The following is a 19,765-nucleotide window of genomic DNA, read 5'->3' on the forward strand; positions in this document are numbered from 1 at the left end:
TCCCCCGAGGTACGGCCCTTCGGCATATGCACGAACGGCCACTATGGCGCGGGCGGGCCGGGCGGGGGAGAGCGCGTGAGCAGAGGCGCGTGTGCGCGGGCGTGCGCCGTGGGGCGGGGCGGAAGCGAACGTGCGCGGGGCACTGGGACGTGCGGCCCTAAGGCTGCCCCGGAACGTGCAGCCCTAGGGCCGTTCTGGAAGACGCGCCCGCGCGGACGCGCCCCTGGAGGGCGGTTCAGGCGCTGATCGGCCGAGACCACGTGGGCGTCGCGCCCGTCAGCCGGCACAGCGTCAGGTACAGCGGTATCGGCGGCGTGTACGGGACGGTTCCCGCGGGCCGGTGGATGAGGGTCAGCGCGTCCGGGGTGCCGGGCAGTATCGCCCCCGTCGCGTACAGCGCGGGCGCCGGCCACTCGACGGCGTAGTCGGAGTCGGCCGGGACGAGCCACCACCAGTACGTGTCGTCGGAGTACACGCATCCCACGCGCGGCAGACGCGGCATCAGCAGCGGCCCCAGGCGCGCGGGTACGGCGACGGCGTCGCAGCCCAGCGGAACCGTCATGCCGTCGGGAACGGGCAGGCGCGCGGGTGCGCCGGGCGTGTGCGTCAGATGGCGGCCGACTCGGACGAGCGTGTTCATGGTGAGCACCGGACCTTCGGCGGACGGGGCGCTCACGCCCTGCCCCGCTCTCGGCCCCGCTCGACGGCGCCGGGAACCCCCGGCTGCCATGTCGCGGCGGTGACCGGACCGGGGTGCGGGCGCCAGCTGGTTAGGTCGCCGTCGAGGCTCTGGGCGTGCTGCCTGCCCGGACGGCTCGGGTGACCCGGGAGCGGGTGGGGGTCGGGGTGGGCGTGCGGCGGGTGGTGCGGGAACTGCGGCGACTGCACCGGACGGTACGGGTGCGGGGCGGCCTCGACAGGGCCCTGCACGGACCTCGCGGGGCGCGGGTGCGGCTGCGCGGGCTGCGGCTCGGTGCGCTGCGGGGCCGCGGGCTGCGGCGCCGGCTGCGCGGCGGGCAGCGGTGACCGGGACGGCTGAGCGGCGGCGTGCGGCGCGGGCTGGGCGGCGCCCTGCGGCCGCTGCGGCGCGCGCTGCTCCACGACGCGCTCGCGCGCGCTCTGGGAGGCGTCTCGCCGGGCGGCCTCGCCACGCTCGTCCTCGCCCGATTCCGCGCCGTCGCCGGGCTCGGGCTTGGGCCTGGCGCCCCAGCCGAGGTCCCCACGCGGCTCGGAGGCGCCCCGGGGCAGCTCCGCCCACACCAGGAGGCCGGGACCGTGCTCCTGGGCCCCCCAGGCGCGACACAGGGCGTCGACGAGGAGCAGACCGCGGCCGTGCTCCTCGTCGGGAAGCTGAGGCGACGGACAGGGCTCACCCGGCGCGCATCCTTCGTCACGCACGGCTATGCGCAGGGTCTCGGCGCCGTCGTGCAGCTCGCACACGACGACCCCGCCCGCGGTGTGCACGATCGCGTTGGTGACCAGCTCGGATATGACCAGGGCGGCCGAGTCGCAGGTGTCCTCGCACACCGCCCAGCCGGTCAGCCGGGCCCGCACCAGACGTCTGGCCTGGGCCGGAGAACCCGGGTGTGCGGCCAGCTCGAACCGGAACCGGCGCTCGGCGGAGGTCTGGTCGGAACCTGCTCCCGGCGCGGCACCGAGACCGGCGAGGCGGCCTGCGGTGGCGTCTGTTCCTAAGGGCGCGGACGGAATCACGCTTGCCACTATCGCCCCGCCGTGAACACTTGGCAAGTGTCACTCTGAAAATTGCAGAGTGCTGTGTGACGCGGTGAGGCGTCGTGGCACACTGCTCGCAACAGCACGTAGAGCGGCGCCAATTGGGACCGCCGGAGAACCGTCGCGCACGCGCGGACGTACCTGGTCGTACGCGCGCGGGCCGTCGTATCGGGACTCCCGCGGGTCTTCGAACGGCGCCGCAGGGCTGTCGGGACGCTTTCCTCGCCGACAGCCCCGCGGGGCCAGTCGTGCCGGTCGGGAGAAGAGTCAGCAGAACATTCGTGGAGCTTCGTGGAGGTGGAGCGTGAGCGAGCCGCGGTCCGCGCCGACCGTGGGACAGGTCGTCCTCGGCCGGCGCCTGCTGGACCTGCGGGAGCGCGCCGGGCTCAAGCGCGAGGAGGCCGCCAAGGTCCTGCGCGTCGCGCCCGCCACGATCCGCCGGATGGAGACCGCCGAGGTCGCGCTCAAGATCCCGTACCTCCAACTGCTGCTCAAGGCGTACGGCGTCGACTGGGACGAGGCCGACGCGTTCGTGCGACTGGCCGAGGACGCCAACAAGCCGGGCTGGTGGCAGCGTTACCACGACGTCCTGCCCGGCTGGTTCTCCATGCACGTCAGCCTGGAGGGCGCGGCGTCCCTGATCCGCCAGTACGAGCCGCACTTCGTCCCCGGACTGCTCCAGACCGAGGACTACGCGCGCGGGGTGCTCACCTCGGGCGCGATCGGCCGGACGCGGCCGGAAGACATCGATCGGCTGGTCGCCCTGCGCATGCGCCGCCAGGATCTGCTCACCCGTCCCGACGCGCCCCGCGTGTGGGCGGTCATGGACGAGACGGCGCTGCGCCGCGCGGTCGGCGGCCCGGAGGTGATGCGCGCGCAGATCGACAGGCTGCTCGACGCCACGAAGCTGCCCAACGTGGTGCTCCAGATCGCCCCGTTCGCCAACGGGCCGCATCCGGGCACGTACGGGCCCTTCGTGCTGTTCCGATTCGCCATGCCGGAGCTTCCGGACATGGTCTACAGCGAGTACCTGACCGGCGCCGTCTATCTCGACGCGCGCGAGGAGGTGGCGACCCACCTCGAAGTCATGGACCGCATGGCGGCTCAGTCCGCTACGGCACATCGCACGAAGGAGATCCTCCGGGATCTCCGCAAGGAGCTGTAAATGAAACGCATCTCGTCCTCTCCCGCCCCGCGGATCTACAACGGCATGCCCGCGCGGGAACTGGGCAGCGAGGGTTGGCACAAGCCGTGGAGCGGCGGGAACGGGGGGAACTGCCTGGAGGCGATGAAGCTGGAGGACGGCCGGATCGCGCTCCGTCAGTCCACCGATCCGGACGGGCCCGCGCTGATCTACACCCCGGCCGAGATGACGGCGTTCATCGAGGGCGCGAAGGCGGGTGAGGCGGACTTCCTGCTCTCCTGACCCCTTGGTTCACCGGTCCGAATCGTGTTCGGCGACTTCCCTTTTTGTTGGCTTTGTTGGCTTTTCCGCAACACTCTAAATTTGGATGCTTGGTTCGAATTGATCACTTACGACCGTATCGAACACCCTGGGGGCAGTACACCGGCAGCCGGCTAGAGCCATCTGCTTGACCGACGGCGGGCGGGCCCGGGATGGCTCTAGCGCGAGGGCAGCACGGCGCACAGTGCCCGCAACGCCGCCTCGTACGCGTGCTCGGACGGCGCGGCGTACCCGACGACCAGACCGTCACCGTGCGCCCCCTCGGCCCCCGGGTGCCGGAACGCGGCGAGGCCGTCGAGCGCGACCCCGCGCGCGGTGGCCGCCTCGACGGTGGCCCGCTCGGTGCCGTCCGGCAACCGCAGCACCGCGTGCAGCCCGGCCGCGACGCCGCTGACCCGGACGTCCGGCGCGTGCTCGGCGAGCGCCGCGACGAGCCGGTCCCGCCGGCTCCGGTACCGCTGCCGCATCCGGCGCACATGACGGTCGTACGCCCCGCACGCGATGAAGTCGGCGAGCCCCAGCTGCTCCGGGACGCTCACCCACGCCTCCCGCTCGCCCTTGGCCTCCAGCACACTCCCGACCAGATCCTCCGGAAGCACCATCCAGCCCAGCCGCACCGCGGGCGACAGGCTCTTGCTGACCGAACCGAGGTAGACGACCCGCTCCGGATCGAGGCCCTGGACGGCGCCGACGGGACGCCTGTCGAAGCGGAACTCGCCGTCGTAGTCGTCCTCGAGGACGACCGCCCCACGCGCGCGTGCCCAATCGGCCACCGAGGCCCGGCGCTCGGGGTGCAGAGGGCCGCCGGTCGGGAACTGGTGGGCGGGGGTGAGCAGTACGGCCCGCTCGCGCCCCAACCGCTCGACGCGCGCCCCGTGCTCGTCCAGCGGGAGCGGCACGGTCCGTACGCCGGCGGTGGTGAGCAGGCCCAGGTGGAAACCGAGCCCGTACGCCTCGACGCCCACGGGACCGCGCAGCACCCCGCCGCCCCCCTCGCCGAACAGCAGCCGCAGGGCGTGCGCGACGCCGGAGCAGATCACGATCCGGTCCGGGTCCGTCCGTACGCCCCGCGCGCGGGCCAGGTACTCCGTCAGCGCCTCCCGCAGCTCGCGCCGCCCCGCCGGATCCCCGGGACCGAACGCCTCGCTCGGCGCGCTCTGCAGGGCCCGCCGGTACGACGCCAGCCAGGCCGCGCGCGGGAACGACGAGACGTCCGGAGTGCCCTGCTTGAGGTTGTGCCGCGGACCAGGCAGACGTGGCGGGTCGCTCGTGGGCCGCTGCCCGGCGTGCCGCAAGGGCTCCGCGCGGTCGGCGACGCGCGTGCCCGACCCCTGCCGCGCCGTCAGCCACCCCTCGGCGACGAGTTCGGCGTACGCGTCCGCCACCGTGTTGCGGGCAACCCCCAGGTCGGCGGCCAGCGAGCGGTACGGCGGCAGCCGCGTCCCCGGCGCGAGGCGCCCGCTGCGCACGGCCTCCCTCAGCGCGCGGCACAGCGCGGCCCGGCGGCCACCCGGACCCGACACGTCGAGGTGCAGGTCGGAGCCGATGCGCTCCGCCGAATTGACCCACGATTCCGCCATGAAAGTGCACCCTACAGAGGGGCTTTGCGGAGCCTAGATTCGAGGACATGACGACGCACACCACCGCAGCTCCCGCCACCACCGCCGACGTCGACGCGGGCATCGCCGCCGCCGAGGCCGCCCGTGACCGGCTGGACTTCGGCTCGGCCGCCCGCGCGACCTACCGGGCGATCATCGCGTTCGGCGCCGCCGCCGGCGAGGGCCTTGACCCCGCCCTCGTCGAGCTGGTCCAGATCCGCGCCTCGCACCTCAACGCCTGCGCCTACTGCCTCCACATGCACACCAACGACGCCCGCAAGGCCGGCGAGAGCGAGGACCGCCTCCACCTCGTCCCGGTGTGGCGCGAGGCCCGCCACTTCTACACCCCGAAGGAGCAGGCGGCCCTGGCCCTGACGGAGGCCGTCACCCTGCTGCCCCAAGGCGGCGTCTCCGACGAGGTCTACGCCGAGGCCGCCGCCCACTTCGACGACCGGGAACTGGCCCAGCTGATCGGGACGATCTGCGCGATCAACACGTGGAACCGGGTGGCACTGGCGACGGGGAAGGTGGCGGGGACGGACGAACGCCGACGGCGCGCGTAGGGGCGTTGCGGGGCGGTGCCATCGCGGGTGCGGGTGCGGGTGCGGGTGCGGGTGCGGCGTCAGGGCGTGTGCCGGATGTTGTCAGGGCCTGCGCGGGACGGCGCTGCGGCCGGGCGGCGGGGCGGCCTGTGGGAACGCCGAGCCGACCACCTCGCGTCACGCAGGCGCCCATGCCCCCGGCCCATCGCCGCAGCGCCCCGCTGACCCCACTCACCCTGTAGCTCGCAGCGGGCCTCACCGCACTTCGGCTCCACCGCCACGGACGAGCCCCGTCCCTCCTCCGCCCTCCCACACCTCCGTCACCCCCGCGCCCCTGACCCTCACACCCCCATGGGCCGATCCCCCGGCGAGATCGGCGCGGGCAGGGTCGAACCCCCCGTCAGATACCGGTCCACCGACGCGGCCACCGCCCGCCCCTCCGCGATGGCCCACACGATCAGGGACTGCCCGCGCGCCGCGTCCCCGGCGGCGAACACGCCGGGGACGGACGTCGCGAAGTCCCGGCCGCGAGGGATGGTCCCGCGGGGCTCCAGGGGCACGCCCAGTTGGGCGAGGAGGCCGTCCGAGGGGTCGGGCCCCGAGAAGCCGAGGGCGAGGAGGACCAGGTCGGCGGGGAGGGGCCGCTCGGTGCCGTCCACGGGCCGCCGGCGCGCGTCGACCTCGACGAGGTGCAGCGCGGCGACCCGCCCCCGGCCGTCGCCGGTGAAGCGGAGCGTGGACGCCGCGAAGAGCCGCGCGTCGGCGTCGGCGGAGGGCGCCGTCCCCAGCTCGCCCGCCTCCTCGTGCGCGGCGGAGAGGCGGTAGATCCTCGGGTACGTCGGCCACGGGTCGGCGTCCGCGTCACGGTCGTCCCCGGGGCGGGCGTAGATGTCCAGCTGGGTGACCGACGCGGCCCCCTCGCGCACCGCCGTCCCCAGGCAGTCCGCCCCCGTGTCGCCCCCGCCGACGATCACCACATGCCGGCCGGCGGCCGACAGCGGGGAGGTCTCCGCGTCCCCCTCGCACACCCGGTTCGCCGGAGGCAGGTACTCCATCGCCTGGTGTATCCCCTCCAACTCCCGACCCGGCACCGAAAGTTCCCGCCACGCCGAAGCGCCTGTCGCGATCACTACCGCGTCGTGGCGGGCCCGCAGCCGGTCCGCCGGAACGTCCCGCCCGACGACCGTCGATGTCCGGAACTTCGTCCCTTCGGCCCGCATCTGATCGATACGGCGCTCCAAGTGGTGCTTCTCCATCTTGAACGCGGGGATGCCGTACCGCATGAGCCCGCCGAGCCGGTCGTCCTTCTCGTACACGACGACGGTGTGGCCCGCGCGCGTCAGCTGCTGCGCGGCGGCGAGCCCGGCGGGCCCGGAGCCGATCACCGCGACCGTCCGCCCGGACAGCCGCTCGGGCGGCCGGGGCCGCACGAAACCCTCCTCCCAGGCCCGGTCGGCGATCGCGCACTCGACGTTCTTGATGGTGACGGCGGGCTGGTCGATGGCGAGCACGCACCCCGCCTCGCACGGCGCCGGGCACAACCGGCCGGTGAACTCGGGGAAGTTGTTGGTCGCGTGCAGCCGCTCGCTCGCCGCCCGCCAGTCCGCGCGGGACACCAGGTCGTTCCACTCCGGGATCAGGTTCCCCAGCGGACACGCGTCGTGGCAGAACGGGATCCCGCAGTCCATGCACCGGTCGGCCTGCTCCCCGATGATCGGCAGCAGCGCCCCCGGCGCGTACACCTCGTCCCAGTCCCGCACCCGCTCCGCGACGGGCCTGCGCGGCCAGTCCTGGCGGGGGGTGCGCATGAATCCCTTGGGGTCGGCCATGGCTCGGTTCCTCGGCGTCTGTCACGCCTGTGTCGAACGGCACCTTTCCGCCACGATACGACGCCCCCGCCCCGTGTGCAGAGCGGCAGGCTCAGGCCAACGCCAGGACGTACGACAGGGCCGACGCGATCGACGCGGCCACCCTGACGTGGTTCCACATCGTCCACTCGCGCAGGTACCGCGGCCAGTACGCGCGCGCCTGCGCAGACTCCGTGCCCAGCCGCTGAAGCCGCTCGTTGCGCGGCACGTTCGCCACGACGGTCACCCCGAACGCGCCCACCAGATAGAGCCCGCTGCCCAGCAGCAGCTCCACGCGCCCCTCGGCGGGCCACAGCACGAACGTCACCACCGCGATCACCGCGCACACCGCCGCCGCGCCGCTGAACAGCCACATGAACACCGAGGTCAGCGCCACCGTGTTGATCGCGTTCATCGCCGCCGCCCCCTGCGGCACCGGCAGCGTCCCGAGCCCCCGCATGACCAGCACCGAGAACGCCCCGAACACCCCGGCCATCACGCCCGTCACCAGCACCCCGGCCACCGCCATCGCCAGGTACGGCCCTTCCACCATGAACGTCAACTCCCGCCCGTCACGGCGGAGATCCTGCCCCACCCGCCCCGTCACCACAAGTGATGCCCCGCACAGGACTGGTGACACACGGGATGCCTCACGTCACACTCCGTCCGCCCAGACCGCCCCTCGGCGCCCGCGTACGGTGGGCGCCGTCACCTCGTCCACGACGGCCGCCGCGAGATCCCCGTACGTCAACCCGGGCGCCCCGTCCGGCACATGGTCGCCCCCGATGACGTACCGTCCCCTGGCGGCGCCCTCCCTCAGCTCGCCACCGGGCGTCAGAACCGCCCAGTCCACCATCTCCCCGGCCGCCCGCAGCCGGGCCGGTCCCGCGGACAGGTGCTCCGGCGGCAGCAGCGCCGGATCGTCCATCACGGGCCGCCCGTCCGCCCCGGTCAGATCCGCGTCGAGTCCCGCGGCAGCGTGCACCACGGCCCACCGCGCCTCGCCCGCGCGCGAAAGCCGTACTCCGACGGCGCCGTCCCGCCCGGTGGTGACGTTCTGTCCGGCGACGGCATCCCGCCCGGCCAGGGCCTCCCGCGCGGTCAGCACTCCCCGCACCGCCTCCGCATCAGTGACGTCCCCGCGCACCACCGTCACCCCGCCCGAAGCCCCGGATCCCGCACCACCCCGATGACGGCCTGCCCTTCTGCCGACGTTCCGTTCAGGGTCGGAGATTGGGGGGCACCTCCCACGCCTTTAAGGCAGTGAGGGAGGGCGGGAATGGTCATCCGCTGTCTTGAGGGCGGCCCCCGCCGCTTCACCGCTCAGTGAGACCTTGCGCGCGATGCAGCGCGCCCCCGACCTCCTCGCCGCCCGCCGGACCACCACACCTGACGCATCATGACCCCTGTGCGACTAGAAGCGATCACTTGGGACCGGCTCTCCGACCACCTCGCGGAGCGCCTTTCCGGTCTGGAACCGACAGACGGCAGCCCCTGGCCGCGCGTCGCCTTCGACGGCGCTCCCGCGGCCCGCCCCGGAGACCTCGCCGCGCGGGTCGCGGAGGGGCTGCGGGTGCGCGGCCGGCCGTCGCGGGTGATCGACACGCACGGCTTCCTGCGCCCCGCCTCCCTCCGGTTCGAGTACGGCCACCAGGACGTGGACGCGTACTACGACGGCTGGTTCGACACCCGCGCCCTGTGGCGCGAGGTCTTCACCCCCCTCGAACCCGGCGGCACCGGCCGTGTCCTGCCCGACCTGTGGGACCCGGCGACCGACCGGGCGACCCGCAGCCCCTACGTCGAACTCCCGCCCGGCGCGGTCCTGTTGCTCCACGGACCGTTCCTGCTGCGCCACTGGTTCCCCTTCGACCTCAGCGTCCACGTCCGCCTCTCCCCGGGCTCCCTGCGCCGCCGCACCCCCGAGGCCGACCAGTGGACGCTGCCCGCCTTCGAGCGCTACGAGCGGGAGACCGACCCGGCCACGGCGGCGGACGTCACGGTGCGGGCGGACGATCCGCGCCACCCGGCGTGGAACGGCTGAAGCGCCACCCGGCGTGGAACGGTTGAGCGGCGCCCGGAGTGGAGGCTGGAGCGGCACCCCGAGGCACCCTCGGCGCCGTGGCCGGACCTCCCCTGCCGGACGTGCGCTCCGCCCGGTACGCGGCAAGAATGTAGGGCGCCGGGACAGCGGCGCGTCCGCGCCGTGCCGGCCGTCCGGCTAGGGAGGCAGCCCATGACCACCGCCGGAGACATCATGCACAGGGGCGCCCAGTGGATCCCCGCGCACGAGACCCTGGACCGCGCGGCCCAGCTGATGCGCGACCTCGACGTCGGTGCCCTGCCCATCAGCGACGCCGACGAACGGCTCTGCGGCATCCTCACGGACCGCGACATCGTCGTCGGCTGCGTCGCCATGGGCCACGACCCGGCCCAGGTGACCGCCGGTGAGATGGCCCAGGGCACGCCCCGCTGGATCGACGCCGGAGCCGACGTCGACGAGGTGCTCCGGGAGATGCAGGGGCATCGGATCCGCCGGCTCCCCGTGATCGAGAACAAGCGCCTCGTCGGCATGATCAGCGAGGCCGACCTCGCCCAGCACCTCACCGAGAGCCAGATCGCTTCCTGGGCCGAGAGCGTCTACTCCCGCGGCTGACCCGGCCCGCGCTTCCGGCGCACCGGCTCACAGCCAGCCGTTGCGCCGGAAGCCCCGGTACAGGGCCAGACACACGGTGGCGATCACCCCGAGCACCAGCGGATAGCCGAACCTCCAGCGCAGCTCCGGCATGTGGTCGAAGTTCATGCCGTAGATCCCGCAGACCATCGTCGGCACGGCGATGACCGCGGCCCACGCCGTGATCTTCCGCATGTCCTCGTTCTGCGCGACCGTGACCTGTGCCAGATGCGCCTGGAGGATCGAGTTCAGCAGTTCGTCGAAGGACGCGATCTGCTCGGTGACGCGCAGCAGATGGTCGGAGACGTCCCGGAAGTACGCCTGTATCTCCGGGTCGACCGCCCGTACCGGACGGTCCGCGAGGTCCAGCAGCGGACGGCCCAGCGGCACCACCGCCCGCTTCAGCTCAAGGAGTTCCCGCTTGAGCTGGTAGATCCGGCCGGGGTCGACCCGGGCCGCGTCCGCCGCGAAGACGTCCGTCTCCACCTGGTCGATGTCGACCTGCATCGCGTCCGTGACGTGGAGATAGTCGTCCACCACATGGTCCGCGATCGCGTGCAGCACCGCCGAGGGGCCCTTGGCGAGCTGGGCCGTGTCGGACTCCAGCTCCTCGCGCAGCGGGCCCAGCGAGCCGTGCCGGCCGTGCCGGACGGTGATCACGAAGTCCGGGCCGACGAACACCATGATCTCGCCGGTGTTGACGACCTCGCTGGTCGCCGTCAACTGCTCGTGCTCCACGTAGCAGACCGTCTTGAAGACCGCGAACAGCGTCTCGCCGTACCGCTCCACCTTCGGGCGCTGGTGGGCCTCCACCGCGTCCTCGACGGCCAGCGGGTGCAGGTCGAAGAGTTCGGCGATGCCCGCGAACTCGGCGTTCGTCGGCTCGTGCAGCCCCAGCCAGACGAAGCCGTGGCCCTGCTTGCGGACCCGCTCCACCGTCTCCACCAGATCGCTGCCGGACGGGGCCCGCACGCCGTCCCGGTAGGCCACGCAGTTCACCACGGAGGAGCCCAGCGGCGACCGGGCGGGATGGCTCAGATCGACCCGCGGACGCCGCCTCGCGAGCCGCGCCACCCTGCGCAGGCCCCCGACCCTGCCGAGGCCCGTGACCTTCCGCAGATTGCCCGCCATGGTCATGTGGATCTCCTCGCCGGTCCCCGTACGCTGCGTCATCGCGTCTGGCTGGCCAGTGTGCCAGCTCGACGCAAAACCTGGGTAAGCCTGTGGATAACTCCGTTTTCGTTTCCGCCGCCTCGTGTGGACACTCCTGTTCCCCGGGTACCGGAAGCCATGCGGGGCGCGGATTTCCGGCCGCGTCGACCGCCTTTCACAAGCGGGGTAAATGGGATGATCCGATCATGACGCGAACCGACGGGTATCTTCTCGACAACCGGCGAGCCGAGGCCGGAGAACGCTTCGACGCCTTCGCCACGCTCTTCGACCCCACCACCTTCCGCCACCTCGAAGCGCTCGGCGTCGGACCCGGCTGGCGGTGCTGGGAGGTCGGCGCGGGCGGCACCTCCGTCGCCTCCTGGCTCGCCAAGAAGGTCGGGCCGACCGGACGGGTCCTCGCCACCGACATCGACACCACCCACCTCGCCGCCGCCGCGCGCCCGCCCATCGAGGTCCGCGTCCACGACGTCGGCGCCGAACAGCCGCCGGGGGAGGGGTTCGACCTGGTTCACGCCAGGCTCGTCCTCGTCCATGTCCCCGACCGTGAGCGGGCGTTGCGCTCCATGATCAAGGCGCTGCGCCCCGGGGGCCGCCTCCTGATCGAGGACGCCGATCCCGCGCTCCAGCCCCTGATCTGCCCCGACGAGCACGGGCCCGCCCAGCACCTGGCCAACCGGCTGCGCCACGCCTTCCGCACCCTCCTCGCCGAACGCGGCGCCGACCTCGCCTACGGGCGCCGCCTGCCCCGCCTCCTGCGCGACGCCGGACTGCACCGCGTCGAGGCCGACGCGTACTTCCCCGTCACCTCGCCCGCCTGCGCCGCCCTGGAGTCGGCGACCGTCCGCCACCTGCGCGCCGACCTCGTCGCCGCGGGCCTCGCCACGGACGAGGACATCGACCGGCACCTCGCCAACGTGGCCACCGGAGGGATGGACCTGGCCACGGCGCCGATGATCTCGGCCTGGGGACGGAAGGCGTAGGTGCCGGGCGACGCTCTGACAGGTGATCGGTTCTCAGAGGGCGTTCGGTTCACAGAGTTCACAGAACCGTCGTCCGACCCTTGACGTCAGACCCGCCGGACCCCTTCACCGGCGGCCGAGCCCCCACCTCCTCCACCGCGCGTGCCCCGGCCCGGCAGCCCTCTGTCGCCGCGGCCTCCGGGGTGGCGCCGGTCAACAGGGTCGCCAGGAAGGCGCCGGTGAAGGCGTCGCCCGCGCCGGTGGTGTCGTGGAGGCGCGCGGGGACGGCGGGCACGCGCGCGAGAAGGGTGCCTTCGCGGGCCACCAGAGCACCCTGGGGACCGTCCTTGGCGATCACGACGGGGATACGGCGGCTGAGTTCGACCGCCGCCTCGGCCGTGTCCGCGCGACCCGTGAGCAGACACGCCTCGTCACGGCTGGGAAGCAGGACGTCGACGCCGGCGACGAGTTCCAGGAACCGCCGCGTGCCCAGCTCCGCGAGGAAACCGGCCGACGCGGGATCGAGGCTCACCGGCACTCCACGCGCGCGTGCGGACGCGACAGCGGCGCGGAACACCTCCCGCCCCGTGGCGGCGAACAGCAGATACCCCGACAGGTGCAGCCGTCCGACACCGTCGAGCAGCCCCTCCGACCAGTCGCCCGCCTCCAGCCGCAAGGCCGCCCCGCTGTCCGTCAGGAACGTCCGCTCGGCCGCCGCCCCCGAGTCGACCAGACAGATCACCGTCCCCGTCGGCGCCTGCGGGTCGACGACCAGCTGAGGCCGCACCCCGCACCGCGCCAACTCCCGTTCGTGCCACGCCGCCTCCGCCACCCCCACCCGCCCCAGCATCCGCACGTCCCCACACCCCCAGTGAGCGGCCCAGCACGCCACATTGGCCCCCGCGCCACCCGGCATCCGCCGCACGACAGCCGCCGTGTCGGTCCCCACGGCCAACGGCCCTCGGTACCGCGCGACCACATCGGTCACGACGTCCCCGACGACCAGCAACCCACCGCGCCCCTCCGGCACACCCTCCGCACCCTCATGGCCACGCGCCCGCCCGACGGCAGCCCGCCCCTCGCCCCGGACGACGTCAAGGCCACCCACCTCACCGGCACCCGTGGACGCGTTCGGCTCCCCGCCCCCACCTCGCGCGCGCCCGCCGCTCACCACGCCACTCCCGACCGCCCAGCCGCACGCCGCATGGCACCCCCTCCCACGCGCGCCGTCACCGCTCCGGCCCTCTCCAGGAGGCCGCCCGCACCCGACCGCCCCTCCCGCGCGCGGGACCGCGCCCGAGCCCTGCACGACCGGCGGGCACCTCTCCGCAACCCTCGCCGCCCGCGTACCCGTGCCGCCCCCGGCGACCCACCCCTGGCGCTCCACCACCCCGCTCCACCGCCGCCGAAGCCTCCCAGCCGACCTCGGCCAGCCCAGGACCCAGCCTCAACTCCACGCCCCCACACGCCCCTTCCCCCCTCAGCCCCCGCAGTCCCCTCAACCCTCCACCCAGGCCGCCGCGATACGCCCCGCCAGCCGCACATTCCCGCGCACCGCCGCCAAGTTCGCCTCCAAGGACGCCCCATCCGTATGCCGGACGAGATAGTCCAGCAGGAACGGCGTGACGGCCTGCCCGGTGACCTGCTCGGCCTCGCACGCGTGGAGCGCGTCGGCGAGCACGCGCGCGTGCAGCCCGGGATCCAGCTGCTGTTCCGGCGGCACGGGGTTGGCGACGACGAGGGCGGACCCGGGCGCGTCCAGATCGTCCTGGGCCCGCATCACCGCGGCGACCTCGCCGGGCGTCCGCAGCGTCCACTCCACCGGGTACCCGGAGTCGGAGAGGTAGAAGCCGGGGAAGCGGTCGGTGCCGTACCCGGCGACGGCCACGCCCAGCGTCTCCAGGCGCTGGAGCGTCGCGGGGACGTCGAGGATGGACTTGACGCCCGCGCAGACGACCGTGATGCGCGTGCGCGCGAGGAGCCCGAGGTCGGCGGACTCGTCCTGCGTGAGTGTCCACTCGCGGTGCACCCCGCCGAGCCCTCCGGTCGCGAACACCCGCACCCCGGCCAGCGCGGCGAGCCGCGCGGTCGCCGAGACGGTCGTCGCCCCGCTCGCCCCGGTGGCCACCGCGAGCGGCAGGTCGCGGTCGCCCAGCTTGCGGATGCCGTCCTCGTTCGCGATCCGCTCCAGCTCGTCCTTGCCGAGGCCCACCCGGGGCCGCCCGTCGAGGACCGCGACGGTCGCCGGTACGGCGCCCTCCGCGCGGACGACGGCCTCCAGCTCGCGGGCCACCTGGAGGTTGCGCGGCCGGGGCAGCCCGTGCGCGATGATCGTCGACTCCAGGGCCACGACCGGACGCCGTGCCGCGAGCGCGTCCCGTACCTCTTCCGACACCACCAGCACCATGGGCCCGCCTCCCGTCGGTCGGTCACTCTTGTCTCATCTCTGGCGGTCACTCCGGCCGGTCAAACCCTTGCGGCCTGTGGGAGACACCACGAGCCTGGGGTGCATGACCGACAACTCCGCACGTCTCGACCACGTCGTCCTCTGGGTGCAGGACCCCGTCGCCGCCGCGGGCTTCTACGCGCGGGCGGTCGGCCTGGAACCCGTACGGCTCCCCGAGTTCACCGCCGGCGAGGTCCCGTTCCCCTCCGTACGGGTCAACGACGAAACCCTCCTGGACCTGATGCCCCTCACCCTGGCGCCGCGGATGCGCATGCTCCCCGACTCCGCCGCGAGCGCCGGCCACCCCGCCAACCACGTCTGCCTCGCCCTGCCGGAAGCCGCCTACGACGCGTTGCGCGCCCGTCTGGAAGACCTCGACGTCCCCGTCTCCGAGGTCGCCCACGGTTCCTTCGGGGCCCGCGGGAAGGCGCCCCGCAGCTTCTACTTCCGCGACCCCGACGGGAACGTCCTGGAGGCCAGGCACTACGATTGACCGTCAGAACAGCGGCTCGGGCAGCACCCCCTCCAGCGCCAGCAGCCGCCGCTTGGTCTCCAGCCCGCCGCCGAACCCGCCGATGCCCCCGTCGCGCTCCACGACCCGGTGGCAGGGCACCACCACCGGCAGCGGGTTGGCGCCCATCGCGGCCCCGACCGCCTGGGCGGCCTCCGGCTGCCCCACGCGCCGCGCCAGGTCGCCGTACCCGACGACCGACCCGAAGGGCACCCCGGCCGCCAGCTCGCGCAGCACACGCCGGTTGAAGCCGGAGATCAGCGACCAGTCCAGCGGCAGCGCGAAGTCTTGCCTGCGGCCGGCGAAGTACTCCTCGACCTGGCGCACCGCCTCGGCCAGCCACGGCGAGCCGGGGTCCTCGACCGGGGTCGACCCCAGCCGCTCCGCGAGCCGGTCCAGGGCCCGCTCCCGCACCCCGTCCGTCGCGTGGAACACGACGTTGACCAGCCCCGCCCCGGTCGCCGCCAGCAGCAGCGGCCCGATCGCGCTGTCCACGACGGCCCACACGACCCGCTGCCCGAACTCCCCGTCTGCGCTCATGCCCCCACCGTACGACCCGCCACCGACAACGTCCCCGGCGTCAGCCCCAGGGCAGCGCGTCCCGCACCACGTCCGGCTTGTTGGTGATGATCCCGTCGACCCCGTACCCGGCCATCCTCCGCGCGGTCACGGCGTCGTCGACGGTCCACACGTACGTCTGCAGGCGCCTGCCGTGCGGCCCGCGCACCTCGTGCACGGCGGACACGTACGCGTCCGTCACGGTGGTGTGCGACGGGTTGATCAGATCGGCGAACCGCGCGTACGACGGCAGGTCGGCGACCGCCGGGGTACCGAGGAAACCGGTCCGCACGGCCGGTTTCAGACTGTGCACCGTACGGATGCTGTCGGCGCTGAAACTCTGCACGATCAGCTTGCTGGTGAGGTGGTGCGCGTCGAGCCAGCCCTCGTTGCCGAGCACCTTGACGATCTGCTGCTCGATACCGGGATAGAGCTGGGGATTCTTGATCTCCAGGAGGAGTTTCTGCCGGTGGTGTTCGACGCGGTTCACGAACTGCTTCAACGTCGGCACGCGCGCGCCCGCGTACCCGGGTCCGAACCAACTCCCCGCGTCGAGCCGCGCGATCTCCGCCGCCGTGAAGTCCTGCACTTTCCACGGAGAACGGCCGGGAAAGATCTCGGCGGCATTCGTGGTACGCGCGAGCGTGCTGTCGTGGATCACCACGAGTTCGCCGTCCTTTGTACGCTGGACGTCGTTCTCGACCCAGGCGACCTCCATTTCGGCCGCTTTGTCGACGGCGGCCAGCGTGTTCTCCGGGGCGTACGCGGAGGCGCCCCGGTGGGCCACCACGGCGGGCGAAGGACGGGCCTCCGCGCGCGCCTCGGAGACCGGCATCAGGAACGTCGCGGCGGCCCCCAGAAGGGCACCGGTCGTAACGGCGGCTACGCGCGCGTGCATGGCTGCTCCTCGCTTCCTGTGATCACGTAAGGATCCACTGTGACATCACGGGGGCGGCGTCGAAGGAGGCTTCGGATGGCCACAGAATGAATGGAGACAGCCACACGCGCTCACCCCAGGCGCACAAGTGGGGCAAGGGCGTGTTTCTTTGCCGGAAAATCGTTCGACCATTCCGGTGGGGGTCATACTCTCTGCGTCAACCCTGACCGCTCGTGCGGTCCTGGGAAGGGGCGCATTCCAGGGAAAACGATCAACGGGGCGGAAGGGCAACCGCGCATGCACGGCACGGTCGACGGATTCAGCTACGGTCTCGTCACCCCGCTGGTGGCCTACTTCATGGCCTGCCTCGGTGGCGCCCTCGGCCTGCGCTGCACGACCAGAGCCCTGCTCGTCTCGCACTCCTGGAGACCGGGCTGGCTCGCCCTCGGCGCGGCTGCCATCGGCTCCGGCATCTGGACCATGCACTTCGTCGCCATGATGGGCTTCACCGTCCACGGCGCGCCCATCCAGTTCGACAAGCCCCTCACGTACGCGAGCCTGGGCGTCGCGATCCTCATGGTCGGCATCGGGATCTTCATCGTCGGCTACAAGGGCGCCTCCGGGACGGCGCTGTTCACCGGCGGGACGATCACCGGTCTGGGCATCGCCTCCATGCACTACCTGGGCATGGCGGGCATGCGCCTCAACGGCAGGCTGGAGTACAACACGCTCACCGTCGCCGCGTCCGTCGCGATCGCCATGGGAGCCGCGACGGCCGCCCTGTGGGCCGCCGGACAGGTCAGGGGCTTCCTGTGGAGCGTCGGCGCGAGCCTCGTGATGGGCCTCGCCGTCACCGGCATGCACTACACCGGCATGGCCGCCCTCAGCGTCCACCTGCACCCCGGCGACACCACCTCGGGCGACTCGCCGGCCTCCCTCCTCGCGCCCATGCTGATCGGCCCCCTCGCGTTCTTGGCGCTCGCGGCCGTCGTCGTCGTGTTCGACCCCCTGATGGTCATGGGCAGGCCCGCCGTGCCGCCCGTCGAGCACAAGCCCGGCGTCCCCGCGCACCCGGCCGGCCACCACACCGGCCGCCGCCCCAGCGCCCGCGCCCGCCGCGCCGCCCGCCGGGACGTGCGCGCCCCGCAGCGCCACTGACACGTAAAACCCCTGATGGGACCCCGTTGTCAGTGGGGGGTCGTACGGTGGATGGCATGCGGCCCGTTTCCAGCATCGAACGTACGGTGGCGCCCTTCGAGGTCGTCAGCCCCTACCAGCCCAGCGGTGACCAGCCGGCGGCCATCGCCGAGCTGGCCCGACGCGTCGAGGCCGGTGAGAAGGACGTCGTCCTCCTCGGCGCGACCGGCACCGGCAAGTCCGCCACCACCGCGTGGATGATCGAGAAGCTTCAGCGCCCCACGCTGGTGATGGCGCCCAACAAGACCCTGGCCGCCCAGTTGGCGAACGAGTTCCGCGAGCTGCTGCCGAACAACGCGGTCGAATACTTCGTCTCGTACTACGACTACTACCAGCCCGAGGCGTACGTCCCGCAGTCGGACACCTACATCGAGAAGGACTCCTCGATCAACGAGGAGGTGGAGCGCCTGCGCCACTCCGCGACGAACTCGCTGCTCACGCGCAGGGACGTCGTCGTGGTCGCCTCCGTCTCCTGCATCTACGGCCTCGGCACCCCCCAGGAGTACGTGGACCGCATGGTCCCCCTGAAGGTCGGCGAGGAGATCGACCGCGACGAACTGCTGCGCCGCTTCGTCGACATCCAGTACACGCGCAACGACCTCGCGTTCACGCGCGGCACGTTCCGGGTACGCGGCGACACCATCGAGATCTTCCCGGTCTACGAGGAACTGGCCGTCCGCATCGAGATGTTCGGCGACGAGATCGAGGCCCTGTCCACGCTGCACCCGCTCACCGGCGAGATCATCAGCGACGACCAGCAGCTCTACGTCTTCCCGGCCTCCCACTACGTCGCGGGCCCCGAGCGCCTGGAGCGCGCCGCCAACGACATCGAGAAGGAACTCGGCGAGCGCCTGGCCGAACTGGAGAAGCAGGGCAAGCTCCTGGAGGCCCAGCGCCTGCGCATGCGTACGACGTACGACCTGGAGATGCTGCGCCAGATCGGCTCCTGCTCCGGCGTCGAGAACTACTCGATGCACTTCGACGGCCGCGAGCCCGGCTCCCCGCCCAACACCCTCCTGGACTACTTCCCGGACGACTTCCTGCTCGTCATCGACGAGTCGCACAACACGGTCCCGCAGATCGGCGCGATGTACGAGGGCGACGCCTCCCGCAAGCGCACCCTCGTCGACCACGGCTTCCGCCTCCCCTCGGCGCTCGACAACCGCCCCCTGAAGTGGGAGGAGTTCCAGGAGCGCATCGGGCAGACGGTCTACCTGTCGGCCACCCCCGGCAAGTACGAGCTCTCGCGCGCGGACGGCGTCGTCGAGCAGATCATCCGCCCCACCGGCCTCATCGACCCGGAGGTCGTCGTCAAGCCCACCGAGGGCCAGATCGACGACCTGGTGCACGAGATCCGCACCAGGGTCGAGAAGGACGAACGCGTCCTGGTCACCACCCTCACCAAGAAGATGGCCGAGGACCTCACGGACTACTTCCTGGAACTCGGCATCCAGGTCCGCTACCTGCACAGCGACGTCGACACCCTGCGCCGGATCGAGCTGCTGCGCGAACTGCGCTCCGGCGAGTTCGACGTCCTGGTCGGCATCAACCTCCTGCGCGAGGGCCTCGACCTGCCCGAGGTCTCCCTGGTGGCCATCCTGGACGCCGACAAGGAGGGCTTCCTGCGCTCCGGGACGTCCCTGATCCAGACCATCGGCCGCGCCGCGCGCAACGTCTCCGGCCAGGTCCACATGTACGCCGACAAGATCACCCCGGCGATGGAACGCGCCATCGACGAGACCAACCGGCGCCGCGAGCGCCAGGTCGCCTACAACACGGCCAACGGCATCGACCCGCAGCCGCTGCGCAAGAAGATCAACGACATCGTCGCCCAGATCGCCCGCGAGGAGGTCGACACCGAACAGCTCCTCGGCAGCGGCTACCGTGCGAAGAAGGACGGCCGCGGCACCAAGGCCCCAGTGCCCTCCCTCGGCGACAAGACGCTCAAGGGCGCCAAGGCGACCAAGGCCAAGGGGAAGGCCGGCAAGGCCGCAGCGGACGTCCCCACGGACACGCCCGCCGCCGACCTCGCCGAGCAGATCGAGGCGATGACCGAGCGGATGCGCGCCGCCGCGGCCGACCTCCAGTTCGAGGTCGCCGCCCGCATCCGCGACGAGGTCTCCGAGATGAAGAAGGAACTGCGCCAGATGAAGGAGGCGGGCCTGGCCTGACGCGCGTACCAGGGAG

The 19,765-nt window shown here is 72.6% G+C and carries 19 protein-coding genes and 1 pseudogene; 9 read left to right on the forward strand and 11 right to left on the reverse strand.

Annotated features, from left to right (window positions below):
- Window positions 1–235 precede the first annotated feature (235 nt).
- Both IAG44_RS30365 and IAG44_RS30370 read right to left on the reverse strand, forming a co-directional pair.
- Window positions 236–640, reverse strand: a complete 405-nt coding sequence (locus tag IAG44_RS30365; protein ID WP_187750266.1) for a hypothetical protein — start codon at window positions 638–640, stop codon at window positions 236–238.
- Window positions 641–1,146: 506 nt separating this feature from the next.
- Window positions 1,147–1,722: pseudogene (locus tag IAG44_RS30370) on the reverse strand (ATP-binding protein); the annotation flags it as partial.
- A gap of 316 nt (window positions 1,723–2,038) precedes the next feature.
- Here IAG44_RS30370 and IAG44_RS30375 point away from each other — a divergent pair.
- Both IAG44_RS30375 and IAG44_RS30380 read left to right on the forward strand, forming a co-directional pair.
- Window positions 2,039–2,899, forward strand: coding sequence for a helix-turn-helix domain-containing protein (locus IAG44_RS30375; RefSeq protein WP_187750267.1), 861 nt, complete (start codon window positions 2,039–2,041; stop codon window positions 2,897–2,899).
- A complete protein-coding gene (locus IAG44_RS30380) occupies window positions 2,900–3,160 on the forward strand; it encodes a DUF397 domain-containing protein (protein ID WP_187750268.1) in 261 nt (86 codons plus the stop codon).
- A 197-nt stretch (window positions 3,161–3,357) separates the two neighbouring features.
- On the opposite strand, the gene pdxR is transcribed toward IAG44_RS30380, so the two are convergent.
- Window positions 3,358–4,779, reverse strand: coding sequence for a MocR-like pyridoxine biosynthesis transcription factor PdxR (gene pdxR / locus IAG44_RS30385; RefSeq protein ID WP_187750269.1), 1,422 nt, complete (start codon window positions 4,777–4,779; stop codon window positions 3,358–3,360).
- A gap of 47 nt (window positions 4,780–4,826) precedes the next feature.
- Between pdxR and IAG44_RS30390 the strand changes: the two genes are divergently transcribed.
- A complete protein-coding gene (locus IAG44_RS30390; protein ID WP_187750270.1) occupies window positions 4,827–5,360 on the forward strand; it encodes a carboxymuconolactone decarboxylase family protein in 534 nt (177 codons plus the stop codon).
- A gap of 320 nt (window positions 5,361–5,680) precedes the next feature.
- On the opposite strand, the gene IAG44_RS30395 is transcribed toward IAG44_RS30390, so the two are convergent.
- From IAG44_RS30395 to IAG44_RS30405, 3 genes are all read right to left on the reverse strand, one after another.
- Complete coding sequence (locus IAG44_RS30395; protein WP_187750271.1) at window positions 5,681–7,168, reverse strand: glutamate synthase subunit beta; 1,488 nt, start codon at window positions 7,166–7,168, stop codon at window positions 5,681–5,683.
- A gap of 91 nt (window positions 7,169–7,259) precedes the next feature.
- Complete coding sequence (locus tag IAG44_RS30400; protein WP_187752914.1) at window positions 7,260–7,739, reverse strand: anthrone oxygenase family protein; 480 nt, start codon at window positions 7,737–7,739, stop codon at window positions 7,260–7,262.
- 102 nt (window positions 7,740–7,841) lie between these two features.
- Window positions 7,842–8,333: an NAD(P)-dependent oxidoreductase gene (locus tag IAG44_RS30405; RefSeq protein WP_187750272.1), complete on the reverse strand. Its 492-nt coding sequence runs from the start codon at window positions 8,331–8,333 to the stop codon at window positions 7,842–7,844.
- 252 nt (window positions 8,334–8,585) lie between these two features.
- Between IAG44_RS30405 and IAG44_RS30410 the strand changes: the two genes are divergently transcribed.
- On the forward strand, window positions 8,586–9,227 hold the full coding sequence (locus IAG44_RS30410; protein WP_187750273.1) for a nucleoside/nucleotide kinase family protein: 642 nt from the start codon (window positions 8,586–8,588) through the stop codon (window positions 9,225–9,227).
- Window positions 9,228–9,419: 192 nt separating this feature from the next.
- The gene (locus tag IAG44_RS30415; protein WP_187750274.1) at window positions 9,420–9,839 is read left to right on the forward strand and encodes a CBS domain-containing protein; all 420 of its coding nucleotides are present in this window, start codon (window positions 9,420–9,422) and stop codon (window positions 9,837–9,839) included.
- Window positions 9,840–9,866: 27 nt separating this feature from the next.
- On the opposite strand, the gene IAG44_RS30420 is transcribed toward IAG44_RS30415, so the two are convergent.
- On the reverse strand, window positions 9,867–10,994 hold the full coding sequence (locus tag IAG44_RS30420; RefSeq protein WP_187752915.1) for a magnesium and cobalt transport protein CorA: 1,128 nt from the start codon (window positions 10,992–10,994) through the stop codon (window positions 9,867–9,869).
- Between the two features lie 221 nt (window positions 10,995–11,215).
- Here IAG44_RS30420 and IAG44_RS30425 point away from each other — a divergent pair, with 221 nt between their 5' ends.
- On the forward strand, window positions 11,216–12,010 hold the full coding sequence (locus IAG44_RS30425) for a methyltransferase domain-containing protein (RefSeq protein ID WP_187750275.1): 795 nt from the start codon (window positions 11,216–11,218) through the stop codon (window positions 12,008–12,010).
- 58 nt (window positions 12,011–12,068) lie between these two features.
- Here the strand turns inward: IAG44_RS30425 and IAG44_RS30430 are convergent, their stop codons facing one another.
- Window positions 12,069–13,019: a carbohydrate kinase family protein gene (locus tag IAG44_RS30430; RefSeq protein ID WP_246562184.1), complete on the reverse strand. Its 951-nt coding sequence runs from the start codon at window positions 13,017–13,019 to the stop codon at window positions 12,069–12,071.
- A 468-nt stretch (window positions 13,020–13,487) separates the two neighbouring features.
- A complete protein-coding gene (locus IAG44_RS30435) occupies window positions 13,488–14,396 on the reverse strand; it encodes a pseudouridine-5'-phosphate glycosidase (RefSeq protein WP_187750277.1) in 909 nt (302 codons plus the stop codon).
- A gap of 103 nt (window positions 14,397–14,499) precedes the next feature.
- Here IAG44_RS30435 and IAG44_RS30440 point away from each other — a divergent pair, with 103 nt between their 5' ends.
- A complete protein-coding gene (locus IAG44_RS30440) occupies window positions 14,500–14,928 on the forward strand; it encodes a VOC family protein (RefSeq protein WP_187750278.1) in 429 nt (142 codons plus the stop codon).
- Window positions 14,929–14,931: 3 nt separating this feature from the next.
- Here the strand turns inward: IAG44_RS30440 and IAG44_RS30445 are convergent, their stop codons facing one another.
- Complete coding sequence (locus IAG44_RS30445; RefSeq protein ID WP_187750279.1) at window positions 14,932–15,486, reverse strand: methylated-DNA--[protein]-cysteine S-methyltransferase; 555 nt, start codon at window positions 15,484–15,486, stop codon at window positions 14,932–14,934.
- Between the two features lie 40 nt (window positions 15,487–15,526).
- Complete coding sequence (locus IAG44_RS30450; protein ID WP_187750280.1) at window positions 15,527–16,402, reverse strand: glycerophosphodiester phosphodiesterase; 876 nt, start codon at window positions 16,400–16,402, stop codon at window positions 15,527–15,529.
- A gap of 276 nt (window positions 16,403–16,678) precedes the next feature.
- On the opposite strand from IAG44_RS30450, the gene IAG44_RS30455 reads away from it, so the two are divergent.
- A complete protein-coding gene (locus IAG44_RS30455) occupies window positions 16,679–17,539 on the forward strand; it encodes an MHYT domain-containing protein (protein WP_187750281.1) in 861 nt (286 codons plus the stop codon).
- Window positions 17,540–17,595: 56 nt separating this feature from the next.
- Window positions 17,596–19,749: an excinuclease ABC subunit UvrB gene (gene uvrB, locus IAG44_RS30460; protein ID WP_187750282.1), complete on the forward strand. Its 2,154-nt coding sequence runs from the start codon at window positions 17,596–17,598 to the stop codon at window positions 19,747–19,749.
- The last annotated feature ends 16 nt before the right edge of the window (window positions 19,750–19,765 follow it).

The organism is Streptomyces roseirectus, from assembly GCF_014489635.1.
GTDB lineage: Bacteria > Actinomycetota > Actinomycetes > Streptomycetales > Streptomycetaceae > Streptomyces > Streptomyces roseirectus.

Excerpts from the sequence above, each read along its gene's own strand:
- IAG44_RS30365 (WP_187750266.1), bottom strand. The coding sequence starts at position 640 with ATGAACACGCTCGTCCGAGTCGGCCGCCATCTGACGCACACGCCCGGC.
- IAG44_RS30380 (WP_187750268.1), top strand. The coding sequence starts at position 2,900 with ATGAAACGCATCTCGTCCTCTCCCGCCCCGCGGATCTACAACGGCATG.
- pdxR (WP_187750269.1), bottom strand. The coding sequence starts at position 4,779 with ATGGCGGAATCGTGGGTCAATTCGGCGGAGCGCATCGGCTCCGACCTG.
- IAG44_RS30390 (WP_187750270.1), top strand. The coding sequence starts at position 4,827 with ATGACGACGCACACCACCGCAGCTCCCGCCACCACCGCCGACGTCGAC.
- IAG44_RS30395 (WP_187750271.1), bottom strand. The coding sequence starts at position 7,168 with ATGGCCGACCCCAAGGGATTCATGCGCACCCCCCGCCAGGACTGGCCG.
- IAG44_RS30400 (WP_187752914.1), bottom strand. The coding sequence starts at position 7,739 with ATGGTGGAAGGGCCGTACCTGGCGATGGCGGTGGCCGGGGTGCTGGTG.
- IAG44_RS30410 (WP_187750273.1), top strand. The coding sequence starts at position 8,586 with ATGACCCCTGTGCGACTAGAAGCGATCACTTGGGACCGGCTCTCCGAC.
- IAG44_RS30415 (WP_187750274.1), top strand. The coding sequence starts at position 9,420 with ATGACCACCGCCGGAGACATCATGCACAGGGGCGCCCAGTGGATCCCC.
- IAG44_RS30420 (WP_187752915.1), bottom strand. The coding sequence starts at position 10,994 with ATGACCATGGCGGGCAATCTGCGGAAGGTCACGGGCCTCGGCAGGGTC.
- IAG44_RS30425 (WP_187750275.1), top strand. The coding sequence starts at position 11,216 with ATGACGCGAACCGACGGGTATCTTCTCGACAACCGGCGAGCCGAGGCC.
- IAG44_RS30435 (WP_187750277.1), bottom strand. The coding sequence starts at position 14,396 with ATGGTGCTGGTGGTGTCGGAAGAGGTACGGGACGCGCTCGCGGCACGG.
- IAG44_RS30440 (WP_187750278.1), top strand. The coding sequence starts at position 14,500 with ATGACCGACAACTCCGCACGTCTCGACCACGTCGTCCTCTGGGTGCAG.
- IAG44_RS30445 (WP_187750279.1), bottom strand. The coding sequence starts at position 15,486 with ATGAGCGCAGACGGGGAGTTCGGGCAGCGGGTCGTGTGGGCCGTCGTG.
- IAG44_RS30450 (WP_187750280.1), bottom strand. The coding sequence starts at position 16,402 with ATGCACGCGCGCGTAGCCGCCGTTACGACCGGTGCCCTTCTGGGGGCC.
- IAG44_RS30455 (WP_187750281.1), top strand. The coding sequence starts at position 16,679 with ATGCACGGCACGGTCGACGGATTCAGCTACGGTCTCGTCACCCCGCTG.
- uvrB (WP_187750282.1), top strand. The coding sequence starts at position 17,596 with ATGCGGCCCGTTTCCAGCATCGAACGTACGGTGGCGCCCTTCGAGGTC.